The 12,816-nt window shown below is 73.7% G+C and carries 13 protein-coding genes; 6 read left to right on the forward strand and 7 right to left on the reverse strand.

Annotated elements, in window-relative coordinates; translation table 11 throughout:
* The first annotated feature begins 49 nt into the window (after nucleotides 1-49).
* Entirely contained in the window at nucleotides 50-1,243 is a 1,194-nt protein-coding gene (locus tag OU787_RS14585; protein ID WP_268659575.1) for an amidohydrolase, read from the forward strand.
* 111 nt (nucleotides 1,244-1,354) lie between these two features.
* Here OU787_RS14585 and OU787_RS14590 read toward each other — a convergent pair whose 3' ends face one another.
* Entirely contained in the window at nucleotides 1,355-2,578 is a 1,224-nt protein-coding gene (locus OU787_RS14590; RefSeq protein WP_268659576.1) for an amidohydrolase, read from the reverse strand.
* Between the two features lie 180 nt (nucleotides 2,579-2,758).
* Between OU787_RS14590 and OU787_RS14595 the strand changes: the two genes are divergently transcribed.
* Nucleotides 2,759-3,415 (forward strand): GntR family transcriptional regulator, encoded by a 657-nt coding sequence (locus tag OU787_RS14595; protein ID WP_268659577.1) that lies wholly within the window; start codon nucleotides 2,759-2,761, stop codon nucleotides 3,413-3,415.
* A gap of 147 nt (nucleotides 3,416-3,562) precedes the next feature.
* Nucleotides 3,563-4,237: a Crp/Fnr family transcriptional regulator gene (locus OU787_RS14600; protein WP_014136744.1), complete on the forward strand. Its 675-nt coding sequence runs from the start codon at nucleotides 3,563-3,565 to the stop codon at nucleotides 4,235-4,237.
* A gap of 135 nt (nucleotides 4,238-4,372) precedes the next feature.
* On the opposite strand, the gene OU787_RS14605 is transcribed toward OU787_RS14600, so the two are convergent.
* The 5 genes from OU787_RS14605 to OU787_RS14625 form a co-directional block, all read right to left on the reverse strand.
* Nucleotides 4,373-5,194: an MBL fold metallo-hydrolase gene (locus OU787_RS14605; protein WP_030461879.1), complete on the reverse strand. Its 822-nt coding sequence runs from the start codon at nucleotides 5,192-5,194 to the stop codon at nucleotides 4,373-4,375.
* A 40-nt stretch (nucleotides 5,195-5,234) separates the two neighbouring features.
* Complete coding sequence (locus tag OU787_RS14610; RefSeq protein WP_268659578.1) at nucleotides 5,235-5,426, reverse strand: hypothetical protein; 192 nt, start codon at nucleotides 5,424-5,426, stop codon at nucleotides 5,235-5,237.
* 109 nt (nucleotides 5,427-5,535) lie between these two features.
* The gene (locus OU787_RS14615) at nucleotides 5,536-6,378 is read right to left on the reverse strand and encodes an NUDIX hydrolase (RefSeq protein ID WP_051817278.1); all 843 of its coding nucleotides are present in this window, start codon (nucleotides 6,376-6,378) and stop codon (nucleotides 5,536-5,538) included.
* A gap of 215 nt (nucleotides 6,379-6,593) precedes the next feature.
* Nucleotides 6,594-7,058, reverse strand: a complete 465-nt coding sequence (locus tag OU787_RS14620; RefSeq protein WP_030461876.1) for a RidA family protein — start codon at nucleotides 7,056-7,058, stop codon at nucleotides 6,594-6,596.
* A gap of 2 nt (nucleotides 7,059-7,060) precedes the next feature.
* Nucleotides 7,061-7,216 (reverse strand): DUF4177 domain-containing protein, encoded by a 156-nt coding sequence (locus OU787_RS14625; protein ID WP_014136749.1) that lies wholly within the window; start codon nucleotides 7,214-7,216, stop codon nucleotides 7,061-7,063.
* Nucleotides 7,217-7,379: 163 nt separating this feature from the next.
* Here OU787_RS14625 and OU787_RS14630 point away from each other — a divergent pair, with 163 nt between their 5' ends.
* Complete coding sequence (locus OU787_RS14630) at nucleotides 7,380-8,465, forward strand: ArsA-related P-loop ATPase (RefSeq protein ID WP_369794987.1); 1,086 nt, start codon at nucleotides 7,380-7,382, stop codon at nucleotides 8,463-8,465.
* Complete coding sequence (locus OU787_RS14635; RefSeq protein ID WP_442788470.1) at nucleotides 8,462-9,685, forward strand: ArsA family ATPase; 1,224 nt, start codon at nucleotides 8,462-8,464, stop codon at nucleotides 9,683-9,685. Before OU787_RS14630 ends, OU787_RS14635 begins: the two co-directional genes overlap by 4 nt.
* A gap of 84 nt (nucleotides 9,686-9,769) precedes the next feature.
* Here OU787_RS14635 and OU787_RS14640 read toward each other — a convergent pair whose 3' ends face one another.
* Nucleotides 9,770-10,093, reverse strand: a complete 324-nt coding sequence (locus OU787_RS14640) for a WhiB family transcriptional regulator (protein WP_030461873.1) — start codon at nucleotides 10,091-10,093, stop codon at nucleotides 9,770-9,772.
* Nucleotides 10,094-10,494: 401 nt separating this feature from the next.
* Between OU787_RS14640 and OU787_RS14645 the strand changes: the two genes are divergently transcribed.
* Nucleotides 10,495-12,735 carry a transglycosylase domain-containing protein gene (locus OU787_RS14645; protein ID WP_268659580.1) on the forward strand — a complete coding sequence of 747 codons (2,241 nt, stop codon included), beginning with the start codon at nucleotides 10,495-10,497 and terminating at the stop codon, nucleotides 12,733-12,735.
* Nucleotides 12,736-12,816: the final 81 nt, after the last annotated feature.

The following is a 12,816-nucleotide window of genomic DNA, read 5'->3' on the forward strand; positions in this document are numbered from 1 at the left end:
TTTGATTGGTTCCGGACAGAGCCTTCAGCACCGCCCCGGGAGCGACACCATGCACGTCACGCTGTTCCGCCAGGTCCGCCCGTTCGGCGGCCCGGTCACCGACCTGGTCGCCGTGGACGGCGTCCTGGCCGCCGAACTCCCGCCGGGCGCGCACCCGTCGTCCGTGCTGGAGGGCGGCGGCCGGATCGCGCTGCCGACGCTGGTGGACGCGCACATCCACCCGGACAAGACCAGCTGGGGCGAGCCCTGGTACAGCCGCCGTCCGGCGCACAGCCTCCCGGAGTACGTGGTCGGCGACGTCGAGCTGTACGAGCACCAGCGGGCCCCGATCGGCGAGCGCGCGCACCGCCTGCTGGCCCACGCGGTGACCCGCGGCACCCGCGCCGTCCGCGCGCACGTGGACGTCGCCCCCGCGTACGGCCTGGCCGGCGCCACCGGCCTGCGCGAGGCCGCCGGGCGGCTGGCCGGGAAGCTGGACGTGCAGTCGGTGGCGTTCCCGCAGCACGGCGTGGTGCGCACCCCGGGCGTGGCGGAGCTGCTGACCGAGGCGGCCCGCGAGCACCTGGTGGACGCGGTCGGCGGCATCGACCCGGCCGGTTTCGACGGCGGCAGCGCGGACGGCCGCGAGCAGTTCGACCTGCTGTTCGGCCTGGCCGAACGGTACGGCGTGCTGCTGGACGTGCACCTGCACGACCGCGGCGCGGCCGGCCTCGGCCCGCTGCGCGAACTCGCCGCCCGGACGGTCGCGGCCGGCCTGCAGGGCCGGGTGACGGCCAGCCACGTGTTCTGCCTGCCCGGGCTGCCCGCCGCCGAACTCGCCCGTACCGCAGACGTGTTGGCGGACGCCGGGATCGCACTGACCACGGTCGCCCCGTCCGCGCACCAGGTGCTGCCGTTCCGCGAGCTGCAGGCCCGCGGCCTGCGGATCGGCCTCGGTTCGGACGGCGTCCGGGACTCCTGGAGCCCGTACGGCAACGCCGACATGCTGCACCGGGCGCACCTGCTCGGCTGGACCACCGACGCCCGCACCGACCAGGAGCTGACCGACTGCCTGGAGCTGGCCGCGCACGGCGGCGCCGAGCTGCTCGGCCTGCCCCGGGCCGACCTGACGCCCGGCTCGCCCGCCGACTTCCTGCTGGTGGACGGCGAGTGCACCCCGCAGGTGGTGGTCGACCTGCCGCCGCGCGAACTGGTGGTGAAGGCCGGCCGGGTGGTCGCCGAGCACGGCTCGCTGGAACCGTGAGTCGGGCGGTTCGGCCGGGGCGGGTGCCCGGTCATCGGTGGAGCCGAGGGGTCAGGGCGCGGGGGATCCTTCCGGGGTACTGCGGATGTGTGCGCGGCGCCCTGAACTGCCTTACCGCAGCGGGCTGTTGAGCCGGTCCAGCACGGTGCGGCCGCGGTGCAGCACCAGCAGCCGCTCGGGGTGCGCGGCGACGGCCTCGGGCACCGAGTGCGCGGCGACGGCCACCAGGTTCGCGGGCCGCCCGACGGCGATCCCGTACTCCTCGACGCCCAGCGCCCGGGCGGCGTGACCGGTGGCGAACTCGGCTGCCAGCACGAGGTCCTGATCGGTCATCAGGTCGCCCTGCAGGCCGATGACGGTGGTCCGCTCCAGCATGTCGCCGGTGCCGTACGGCCACCACGCGTCGCGGATGTTGTCGGAGCCGGCGAACACCAGCACGCCCAGCTCGTGCAGCAGCTTCACCGGCGGCATGGTCCGGGCCGGGCCGTTGGTCATCACGGCCACCCCGGCCGCCGCCAACGCCGAGGCGGTGCGGGTGAGTTCGGGTTCGGCCAGCTGCCCCAGACAGTACGCGTGGCTGACCGCGACCTTCCCGCCCAGGCCCAGCGCCGCGGTCCGCCCGGCGATCGCCCGCAGCTGCGCCGCGCCGGCCTCGCCGCCGTCGTGCAGGTGGATGTCGATGCCCGCGCCGTGCCGTTCGGCGAGGCCGAAGACCACGTCGAGCTGGCCGTCCACGTCGTTGTCGAAGCCGAACGGGTCCAGTCCGCCGATCAGTTGGGCGCCCTCGCGGAGCGCCGCGTCCAGCAGCCCGGCCACCCCGGGCTCGGCCACCACGCCGCTCTGCGGGAAGGCCACCAGCTGCACGTCGATCAGCTCCCGCACCCGTTCGCGCGCCTCCAGCACGGCGTGCAGGTGGTCCAGCCCGGTGTCCGGGTCGACGTCGACGTGCGAGCGGACGAAGCCGGTGCCCAGCGCGGCCATCCGGCGGGCCAGCGCCTCCGCCCGCTCCGCCACCGGGGCCTGCGCGGCGACCTCGCGGCGCAGCGCCCGCTCGGAGGCGATCTGCTCGCGCAGGTCCGCCGTGGCGCGGTGCGGCTGCCAGGGCGCGCCGAGGAAGGTCTTGTCGAGGTGGGCGTGCCCGTCGACCAGCGCGGGCAGCAGCAGCGCCCCGTCCAGTGCGGCCTCGCCCGGGCCCGGTTCGGCCCGTTCGCGCCCGGCCGGGACGGGGGTGAGCGCGGCGATCCGGCCGTCCGCGATCCGCAGGTCGGCCCGGGAGCCGTCCGGGAGGGCGGCGTCCAGCAGCAGGTGCGGGCCTGGCGGCGGGAGGGCGGTCACGGGGGCCTCCTGAGGGGTAGGGGGTGCGGGCGGCCGACGCGGGGGCCGTCCGGTCCGCACCGGCCGGGCGGCCAAGCTATCCGGTATACCGAATACCAAACAAGAGGGCGGTCCGCACCGATCTGGAATGATCTGATCTACTGCCCGCTCCGCCCGCCCGCTTCCGCCTGGAGCCCCCCGATGACCGACACCCTCGGCGACGCCCACCAGTCGCTGGCGGACCTCGTCTACGTCCAGTTGCGCGAACGGATCATCGAGGGCGAGTACCCCGCCGGGCAGCGTCTGGTCGAACGCGAACTCGCCGACGGCATGGGCGTCTCCCGGATCCCGGTCCGCGAGGCCATGCAGCGCCTCGAACGCGAGGGCTTCCTCTCCGTCCAGGCCCGCCGCGGCGCCGTCGTCGCCGACTTCGGCCCCGCCGAGGCCGAGCACTTCTTCGCCGTCCGCGAGTCCCTGGAGGCCCTGGCCGCCAGCCTCGCCGCCCGGCACGCGACCCCCGCCGGCATCCGCGGCCTCGAACGCATCCTGGCCCGCACCCGCAAGGCCGCCGAGGCCGGCCGGCTGCGCGAGACGGTCAGCCTGAACGCCGACTTCCACCGCGAGATCGTCGAGCTCTCCGGCAACCCGCTGCTGCGCGACATGATGGCCCCGCTCGACGGCCGGCTGCGCCGCCTGTTCCGGCTCACCTCCGACGCCGAGACCAGCCTCCCGATGTGCACCGAGCACCAGCAGCTGCTCGACGCCATCAAGGCCCGCGACCCCGAGACCGCCGCCGCCCTCGCCCGCCACCACGTCGCCGGCACCCGCGCCTTCGCCCGGCAGGCCCTCGGCGAGTAGCTCCCCGGTGGCGCGAAACGCCTACCCGAACTGCGCGAATGGCCGCGTAGGCCCCACCCCGGCACACCCCCTCCTCATATGATCGGAGCGACATGCGTCATCCTTGGTGGTGAGTAGCACTGCCCAGACACCAGCAGGAGGAAGCTCGTGGACGACGTTCTGCGGCGCGCCGCGCTGTTCGCGGCACTCGACGACGACCAGGCTGCCGAGCTCCGCGCTTCCATGACCGAGGTGACGCTCGCCCGCGGTGAGTCGCTGTTCCACGAGGGCGACCCGGGCGACCGGCTCTACGTCGTGGTCGAGGGCAAGGTCAAGCTGCACCGGGCCTCCCCCGACGGCCGCGAGAACATGCTCGCCGTGCTCGGCCCCTCCGAGATGATCGGCGAGCTCTCGCTCTTCGACCCGGGCCCGCGCACCGCCACCGCCACCGCCCTCACCGAGGTCAAGCTCCTCGGCCTCGGCCACGGCGACCTGCTGCCGCTGCTGCACGCCCGCCCCGAGGTCTCCATCGCCCTGCTGCGCGCCATCGCCCGCCGCCTGCGCCGCACCAACGACGTGATGTCCGACCTGGTCTTCTCCGACGTGCCCGGCCGCGTCGCCAAGGCCCTGCTCGACCTCTCCCGCCGCTTCGGCGTCCAGTCCGACGAGGGCATCCACGTCGCGCACGACCTCACCCAGGAGGAGCTCGCCCAGCTGGTCGGCGCCTCCCGCGAGACGGTCAACAAGGCCCTCGCCGACTTCGCCGGCCGCGGCTGGCTCAAGCTGGAGGCCCGCGCGGTCGTCCTGCTCGACGTCGAACGCCTCTCCCGCCGCTCGCGCTGAACCCGGCCGCCCGCACCGCGCCCGGCCACCGCGCCCGACCGAACCGCGCCCGACCGCACCGCCAGGTGCCCCCGGGCGCGGTTCCGCGTTCCGGGGCCGCGGGCCGCGGGCCGCGGGCCGCGGGCCGCGGCCGCCTCAGATCAGGCCCCGGTCCTCCAGGTACGTGAGCTGCGCGCGCACCGAGAGCTCCGCCGCGGGCCACAGCGCCGGGTCGACGTCGGCGTACACCCGGGCGACCACCTCGGCGGCCGTCCGGCAGCCGGCCTCGACCGCGGTCTCGACCTGGGCGAGCCGGGCCGCCCGGTGCGCCAGGTAGTAGTCGACGGCGCCCAGCGCGTCCGCGAGGACGGGGCCGTGGCCGGGCAGGACGGTGCGGACGCCGTACTCGGAGGCCATCGTGTGCAGGCGGCGCAGCGAGTCGAGGTAGTCGCCGAGGCGCCCGTCGGGGTGGGCGACCATCGTGGTGCCGCGGCCCAGGACGGTGTCGCCGGTGAGGATCGCGCCGTCCGCGGGCAGGTGGAAGGTCAGCGAGTCGGAGGTGTGCCCGGGGGTGGCGACGACCCGCAGGTCGAGGCCGCCGACGTCGAGGCGCTGCCCGCCGTGCAGGCCCTCCTCGCCGAGCCGCAGCGCCGGGTCGAGGGCGCGGACGGGCGTGCCGGTGAGTTCGGCGAACCGCGCGGCGCCCTCGGCGTGGTCGGCGTGGCCGTGGGTGAGCAGGGTGAGGGCGATCCGCTTGCCCTGCTGCTCGGCGGTGTCGACGATCCGGCGCAGGTGGGTCTCGTCGAGCGGGCCGGGGTCGATGACGGCGGCGAGGTCGGAGCCGGGTTCGGAGAGCAGCCAGGTGTTGGTGCCGTCCAGCGTCATCGGGGACGGGTTGGGGGCCAGCACGCACTGGGCGCGCGGGGTGGCGACCCCGCCGACGGCGTCGGCGGGGTCGCCCGGGAGCAGGCCGCTCACGCGGTGTCCTCGGGGTCGTTCGCGGCGGCCCGCGCCGCGCTCACTCGGAGTCCCGTTCGGCGCGGCTGAGCCGGCGGGCCGGCAGCGGGCGGACCAGGGCCCGGCCGGGCAGGGGGCGGGTGAGCGGGCGGGCGGTCTCCCAGGGCGTCGTTCCGTCGCAGGCGGCGGCGCGGGGGGTGACGGTGCGGGCGGGGGTGGCCGAGGTCCGGCGAGCCACGTCGTTGTGGGTCATCGGAGTCTCCTTCCGAGGTCAGAACGTCAGAGCGTCGGGACGGTGGGTGCGGTTTCCGGCAACGGTACGGTCCGGCACGGGGCCGGGTGATCGTTCCGGGGGAAGGTTCTCACGCCGGGAACACGCCGTCGATAGTCAGCTCGTCATACCCGTCCCAGCGCACCGTCATGCGGTTCCCGACCACCTCGGCGCGCCCCAGCACCCGGTCCACCGTCCGGCCCGCCGCGGCGGCCGGCGCCTCGGCCGCGGTGCGCAGCGGCAGCAGTTCGCGCAGCACGGTGACGGTCGGCGGCAGCATCCCGAACTCGCCCGCCTCGAACCCGGCCACCGCCGCGGCCGGGGTCAGCCAGGCGACCCGGTCGGCCTCCCCGACGGTGTCCGCGGCGGCCTGCCCGGGCGGCAGCGCGGCCACGAAGAACCAGGTGTCGAAGCGGCGCTCCTCGAACTCCGGGGTCACCCAGCGGGCCCAGGGCGCCAGCAGGTCGCTGCGCAGCACCAGCCGGTGCTCGGTCAGGAACTCGGCCAGCGAGAGCTCGTGGCGCTCCAGCGCACCCCGCTCGGCCGCCCAGTCCCGGGGCTCGACCAGCGTCCCCGCGTCCGGTCCGGCCAGCAGCACCCCGGCCTCCTCGAAGGTCTCCCGGACGGCCGCGCACAGCACCGCGCAGGCGGTCTCCCCGTCCACTCCGAGCCGCTCGGCCCACTCCTCGACCGTCGGCCCGGCCCAGGGCGGGCGCACCTCCCGGTCCCGCGGGTCGACCCCGCCGCCCGGGTAGGCGTACATCCCGCCGGCGAAGGCCATCGTGGTGCGCCGGCGCAGCAGGTACGCCTCCGGCCCGGCCGCACCCTCGCGCAGCAGCACCACGGTGGCGGAGGCCCGGGGCGGGGCGGGGACGAGCTCCCCGGCGGCCAGGGCGCGGATTCGGTCGGGCCAGGACGGCGGCATCTCCAGCATGTTCACGGATGTTAACCGCCGTCACCGCGCACGCGAAGGGCCCGCCTCACCGAGGCGTACCGCAGTGCGGCCGCCGGCCCCGTCACCGCGCACGCGAAGGGCCCGCCACCGCGCACGGCGACGGGCCCCGCCCGAACCTCCCGGCCGGTGACCGACCAGCACCGGTCAGCACCGGTCAGCACCGACCGGTTCCGGTCAGTTCCGCTCGGTTCCGGTCAGTCCCGGACCCGGACCATCAGCTCGACCTCGACCGGCGCGTCCAGCGGCAGCACCGCCACGCCGACCGCGCTGCGGGCGTGCACGCCGCGCTCGCCGAAGACCTTGCCCAGCAGTTCGCTGGTGCCGTTGACCACGCCGGGCTGGCCGGTGAAGTCGGGGGCGGAGGCCACGAAGCCGACCACCTTGACGACCTGCTCGACCCGGTCCAGGTCGCCGACCACGGACTTGACCGCGGCCAGCGCGTTCAACGCGCAGACCTGCGCCAGCTCCTTGGCCTCCTCCGCGGTGACCTCGGCGCCGACCTTGCCGGTCAGCTGGAGCTTCCCGGACACCATCGGCAGCTGACCGGAGGTCAGCACGTGCACGCCGTCGCGCACCGCCGGGACGTACGCGGCGACCGGGGCGGCGACCTCGGGCAGCGTCAGCCCGAGCTCGGCGAGCCTCTGCTCGACCTGGCCCATGACTACTCCTTCTCGCGCTTGAGGTACGCGACCAGCTGCTCCGGGTTCGGCCCGGGGACGACCTGGACGAGCTCCCAGCCGTCCTGGCCCCAGGTGTCGAGGATCTGCTTGGTGGCGTGCACGAGCAGCGGCACGGTGACGTATTCCCACTTGGTCATGGGGGTGACTCTAGCCGCCCGGGCCGGTGTGAGGTGGGACACAAAGCGGGCATGATTCGCCGGGGCCACCGGGATGCTCCCGGCATCCGGAGCGCTCGCTGGTTACCCTCGCGGTGAGGGGCGCCGCGGGCCCCCGGACGAGAGCGACGGACGGAGAGCGGGCGTGGCGGGCACCAGCGGTACGGCGGGGCCGACCGAGCAGGCACCGCCGCGCGAGCCGGACTGGGAGGGCGTCCGGCTGCACGTGGTCAGCGGCAAGGGCGGCACCGGCAAGACCACGCTGGCCGCCGCGTTGGCCCTGGCGCTGGCCGCCGACGGGGGCCGCACCCTGCTGATCGAGGTGGAGGGCCGCCAGGGCATCGCCGAGCTGTTCCAGATCGCCGCGTTGCCGTACGAGGAGCGCCGGGTCGCCACCGTGACGCCCGCCCAGCTCGGCCTGCCCGGCCGGGGCCACGGCGAGGTGCACGCGCTGGCCATCGACACCGAGCAGGCGCTGCTGGAGTACCTCGACATGTTCTACAAGCTGGGCCGGGCCGGGAAGGCCCTGCAGAAGGTCGGCTTCGTGGACTTCGCCACCACCGTCGCCCCGGGCGTGCGCGACGTGCTGCTCACCGGCAAGGCCTGCGAGGCGGCCCGCCGCAAGGGCCCGGACGGGCGCCGCCGCTACGACGCGGTGGTGATGGACGCCCCGCCGACCGGCCGGCTGACCCGCTTCCTGAACGTCAACTCCGAGGTCGCGGGCCTGGCCCGGATAGGGCCGATCCACTCCCAGGCGCAGGCGGTGATGCGGGTGCTGCGCTCCCCCGAGACGGCGGTGCACTTCACCACTCTGCTGGAGGAGATGCCGGTGCAGGAGACCGTGGACGGCATCGCCGACCTGCGCGAGTCCGGCCTGCCGGTCGGCGGCGTGCTGGTCAACATGGTGCGCCCGCCGATACTGGACGCGGCGGCGGTGGCGGCGGCCGACGGCGACCACCGCGAGGAGGTCGCGCTGGCCCTCGGCGAGGCCGGCCTGGGCGGGCGCTCGCGCAAGCCGGAGACCGTCCGGGCGCACGTCGAGCCGCTGCTCGACCCGCTGCTCGAACAGGCCAGGGAGCACGCCGAGCGGGTCGAGCTGGAGCGCGCCCAGCGCGCCGACCTCCAGCAACTGCGGCTCCCCACCTACGAGTTGCCGCTGATCGGCGAGGGCATGGACCTGGCCGGGCTGTACCGGCTGGCGGGCGAGCTGAAGCGGCAGGGAGCGGCGTGAGCCCGGGGAACGGCGCGGGCACGGCAGGCGGCGCGCCCGCAGCGGGCGACGCGACGACCGCGACGACGGGGAGCGGCATGACCGGGCTGGACATCGACACCCTGATCGACGACCCGCGGACCAGGATCGTGGTCTGCTGCGGCTCCGGCGGCGTCGGCAAGACCACCACCGCCGCCGCGATCGGCCTGCGCGCCGCCGAGCGCGGCCGCCGCGTCGTGGTGCTGACCATCGACCCGGCCCGCCGGCTGGCCCAGTCGATGGGCCTGAGCGAGCTGGACAACACCCCGCGGGTGGTCGAGGGCACCCGCGGCAAGGGCGAACTCCAGGCCATGATGCTGGACATGAAGCGGACCTTCGACGAGGTCGTGCTGGCCCACGCGGAGCCCGACCGCGCCAAGGCGATCATGGACAACCCGTTCTACCAGTCGCTGTCGGCCGGTTTCGCGGGCACCCAGGAGTACATGGCGATGGAGAAGCTCGGCCAGCTCCGCGCCGAGGACCGCTGGGACCTGATCGTCGTCGACACCCCGCCGTCCCGCTCCGCGCTGGACTTCCTGGACGCCCCGAGCCGCCTCGGGTCCTTCCTGGACGGCCGGGTGATCCGGCTGCTGACCGCCCCCGCCAAGGTCGGCGGCCGGTCCGCGATGAAGTTCCTGAACGTCGGCATGGGGCTGATCAGCGGCACCCTCGGCAAGATCTTCGGCGCCCAACTGCTCACCGACATCCAGACGTTCGTCTCCGCGACGGACTCGATGTTCGGCGGCTTCCGGGAGCGCGCCGACCGCACCTACCAGCTGCTGAAGGCCGAGGGCACCGCGTTCCTGGTGGTCGCCGCCCCGGAGCGGGACGCGCTGCGCGAGGCCGCCTACTTCGTCGACCGGCTGGCCGACGACGACATGCCGCTGGCCGGCCTGGTGCTCAACCGGGTGCACTCCACCGGCGCCCCGCAGCTCACCGCCGAGCGCGCGCTGGCCGCCGCCGAGGCCCTGGAGGAGAACGGCACCCCGCACGCCACCGCGGAGGCCGAGACCCTGGCCGCCGGGCTGCTGCGGCTGCACGCCGAACGGATGCAGATCATGACGAGGGAGCGGCGCACCCGCAACCGCTTCGCCTCGGTCTACCCGGACGTGCCGATCGTCGAGGTGCCCGCCCTCCCCGGCGACGTCCACGACCTGGACGGCCTCCGGTCCATCGGCGACCGGCTCGGCTCCCCCGCCTGACCCGCCGGGCCCGGCGCCCCCGCCTGACCCGGTGGACCCGCGGGAGGGCCGACGGCCCGCCCGACGAAGCTTCCTGACGTCGCGTCAGCCGGCCTGGGCGTAGTCCCGCAGGACCACCCCAGTCGCCAGCGACTCCTCGTACTCGGTGCGCGCGGTCTCCAGCAGCCGGCGCCAGGAGTCCACGGTCGGCCGCCGGCGCAGCAGCGCCCGCCGCTCGCGCTCCGTCATCCCGCCCCAGACGCCGAACTCGACCCGGTTGTCGAGCGCGTCCGCGAGGCACTCGGTGCGCACGGGGCACCCGCTGCACACCGCCTTGGCGCGGTTCTGCGCCGCCCCCTGCACGAACAGTTCATCCGGATCGCTCGTGCGGCACGCCGCCTGCGCGCTCCAGTCGTCCACCCAGCCCATCCCGGCGCCGTCCTCTCCCGATTCGGGGCTCCCCCACGGCGGCAACGGCATATTCACCGTTGCCAGTTGAGGACGTTACGGAAGAACGGCACAGCGCAACAGCCCCTGTGTGCCCAATCTCGAATGACCCGATCGGACTATGGGTGTCCAGTAGCTCACTCGTTGGAGTGATTGCAGGTCGGGGGCCTTGCCGGGGGCGGAAAGGGGCCTTTTCGTCACGGTGCGCGACGGCGGCCCGCTGCACATCCGCCCGGATCGCGGACATAATCCCGCGAATCGGACAAAGCTCATCACTCACAAGAGTGATGACGATGAACAGAGCGAAGCTGTCGCAGTTCTGTGACAAGCGTAGGCGAACACCTGCCCCCTTGTACGGGATTCCGAGACGTAGGGTTCTCCCCATGGCACCTACGCGATCCACCGGCTCCCTCTTGGACAAGGCAGGGCACGGCGTCAAGTTCCTCGGCGGCTCGATCCTGGCCGGCGTCCTGGTCGCCGGCATGGCCCTGCCCGCCGTCGGCGCGTTCGGCCTGACCGCCAAGGACACCGCCGAGTCGTTCGACAACATCCCGGACGACTTCAAGCAGCCCCCGCTCTCCCAGGTGTCGATGATCTACGACGCCAAGGGCGGCCTGATCGCCAAGGTGTACGACCGCGACCGCACCATCCTCACCGCCGAGCAGATGGCCCCGGTGATGCGCCAGGCCCAGGTCGACATCGAGGACGCCCGCTTCTACGAGCACGGCGCCATCGACCTCAAGGGCGTGCTCCGCGCCGTCACCAAGAACGCCGAGTCCGGCACCACCGCGCAGGGCGCCTCCACGCTCACCCAGCAGTACGTGAAGAACGTCTTCGTCGAGCAGGCCGGCGACGACCAGGCCGCCTTCCTGGAGGCCACCAAGAAGAGCCTGGGCCGCAAGATCCAGGAGCTCAAGTACGCGATCAAGCTGGAAGAGGACCTGAGCAAGGACCAGATCCTCACCAACTACCTGAACATCACGTTCTACGGCCACCAGGCGTACGGCGTCGAGGCCGCCGCCAACCGGTACTTCAGCAAGAGCGCCAAGGACCTCACCGTCCCCGAGGCCGCGATGCTGGCCGGCCTGGTGCAGAACCCCACGGCGTACGACCCGATCGCCCACCCGCAGGCCGCGCAGACCCGCCGCAACACGGTGATCAACAAGCTGCTCGAGTACAAGCACATCACCCCCGAGCAGGCCAAGGACGCCCTGGCCGCCCCGCTCGGCATCAAGTACTCCGAGCCGCAGAACGGCTGCATCACCGCGGACAAGGGCATGGGCTTCTTCTGCGACTACGTGCGCCACGTGATCAAGCAGGACCCGGCGTTCGGCGCGACCGCGGCGGACCGTCAGAAGCTGTGGTCCCAGGGCGGGTTGAAGATCAACACGACCATCGACCCGGACAAGCAGAACGCCATGTACAACGCGGTCACCAAGAAGGTCTACGTGACCGACCCGGTGTCCGCCGCCGGCACCATGATCGAGCCCGGCACCGGCAAGATCCTCGCCATGGCCCAGACCCGCCCGTACGGCCTGGACACCTCGAAGAACCAGACCGTGCTGAACCTCAACGTCGGCGCGTCGATGGGCGGCGGCAACGGCTTCTCCCCCGGCTCGACCTTCAAGCCGATCGTGGCCGCGGCCGCCCTGGAGTCCGGCATCCCGATCACCCAGGAGTACCCCTCGCCCTACAGCATGGAGTACCCCAAGATGACCACCTGCGACGGCACCACCCACGACCCGCAGACGCTGACCAACGAGGCCGCCGGCGAGCAGGGTCCCTACAGCCTCCAGGTCGCCATGCAGAAGTCGGTCAACACCTACTTCATCCAGCTCGAGCAGCAGGTCGGCCTCTGCCCGGTGAAGCAGATGACCGACAAGCTCGGCCTCGGCACCCTGGCCAACGGCACCAAGATCCAGCAGGTCGCCTCGATGACCCTGGGCACCCAGGAGGTCAGCCCGCTGCAGATGGCCACCGCCTACGCGGCGTTCGCCGCCCGCGGCCTCTACTGCTCGCCGATCGCCATCAACTCGGTCACCGGCGGCGACGGCAAGGAGATCCACGTCCCGGGCGCCAACTGCAACCAGGCGATGACCCAGACCACCGCGGACGGCATCAACACCCTGCTGCTCGGCGTGACCGAGAAGGGCACCGGCTCCGCCCTCGGCCTCGACGACGGCCGCCAGATCGCCGGCAAGACCGGCACCACCGACAAGCGCTACGCGGCCTGGTTCACCGGCTACACCCCGAACCTGGCCACCTCGGTCTGGCTCGGCGGCGTCGGCGGCAACGTCTCGATGCGCAACGTCCGCATCGGCGGCCACTACTTCGACGCGGTCTACGGCTCCGACGGCCCCGGCCCGATCTGGCAGAAGGCCATGAACGACGCCCTGGACGGCAGCCCGGCGGCCAGCTTCCAGAAGGTCGACATCCCGCAGCCCACCCAGCCCCCGGCCACCCCCAACCCCGGCGACAGCCCCTCCACCCCCTCCGGCGACAACGCCCAGGGCGGCGGCAACGGCTGGCCCACCGGCGGCGGCAACGGAGGTGCCGTCAACGGCGGCTTCACCCTCCCGCCGAACGTCATCGGCGGCAACACCGGCAAGCCCGGCCGCCACTGACCGGCCCAGCACGCGGAACCGCCCGCGAGGAGAACATCTCCCCGCGGGCGGTTCCGCGTTCCGGCCGTTCCTTGCTAGCCC

Origin of the sequence: Kitasatospora sp. YST-16, from assembly GCF_026802215.1 — a bacterium.
Taxonomy (GTDB): domain Bacteria; phylum Actinomycetota; class Actinomycetes; order Streptomycetales; family Streptomycetaceae; genus Kitasatospora; species Kitasatospora cineracea.

Excerpts from the sequence above, each read along its gene's own strand:
- OU787_RS14585 (WP_268659575.1), top strand. The coding sequence starts at position 50 with ATGCACGTCACGCTGTTCCGCCAGGTCCGCCCGTTCGGCGGCCCGGTC.
- OU787_RS14595 (WP_268659577.1), top strand. The coding sequence starts at position 2,759 with ATGACCGACACCCTCGGCGACGCCCACCAGTCGCTGGCGGACCTCGTC.
- OU787_RS14610 (WP_268659578.1), bottom strand. The coding sequence starts at position 5,426 with ATGACCCACAACGACGTGGCTCGCCGGACCTCGGCCACCCCCGCCCGC.
- OU787_RS14615 (WP_051817278.1), bottom strand. The coding sequence starts at position 6,378 with ATGCTGGAGATGCCGCCGTCCTGGCCCGACCGAATCCGCGCCCTGGCC.
- OU787_RS14620 (WP_030461876.1), bottom strand. The coding sequence starts at position 7,058 with ATGGGCCAGGTCGAGCAGAGGCTCGCCGAGCTCGGGCTGACGCTGCCC.
- OU787_RS14625 (WP_014136749.1), bottom strand. The coding sequence starts at position 7,216 with ATGACCAAGTGGGAATACGTCACCGTGCCGCTGCTCGTGCACGCCACC.
- OU787_RS14640 (WP_030461873.1), bottom strand. The coding sequence starts at position 10,093 with ATGGGCTGGGTGGACGACTGGAGCGCGCAGGCGGCGTGCCGCACGAGC.
- OU787_RS14645 (WP_268659580.1), top strand. The coding sequence starts at position 10,495 with ATGGCACCTACGCGATCCACCGGCTCCCTCTTGGACAAGGCAGGGCAC.